This window comes from Neisseria sp. HMSC056A03 (assembly GCF_001815685.1).
GTDB lineage: Bacteria > Pseudomonadota > Gammaproteobacteria > Burkholderiales > Neisseriaceae > Neisseria > Neisseria subflava.
The window spans coordinates 1-256 of record NZ_KV821644.1; the positions used below are offsets into that span (position 1 = coordinate 1).

Below are 256 nucleotides of genomic sequence, written 5' to 3' on the forward strand. Positions count from 1 at the left end.
TGCCAGTCCTGAATCGGGCGACAAGGTAACGCGAGCCGAGCCGTTCGCCGCTCAAGTCAACATCGGTAATGTGATGTTGCTAGATGATGGTACATGGGACACAGACGCGCTGATTGCTGAAATGCGGATGTTTCCAAACGGTCAGCACGACGACCAAATCGACTGTTTAAGCCGTGCCTTTGGCGAGCTACTAGACACCCGAACTGGCATGATTGATTACCTGCGCTCGCAGGTTGAGGCAAACAAATGAGTAAAA

Annotated in this window: 1 protein-coding gene; it reads left to right on the top strand. The window is 52.0% G+C overall.

Annotation, left to right across the window (positions count from 1 at the left end; translation table 11 throughout):
- On the top strand, positions 1-250 hold a 250-nt coding region (gene terL, locus HMPREF3052_RS09110), incomplete at its 5' end, for a phage terminase large subunit (RefSeq protein WP_168165948.1).
- Positions 251-256: the final 6 nt, after the last annotated feature.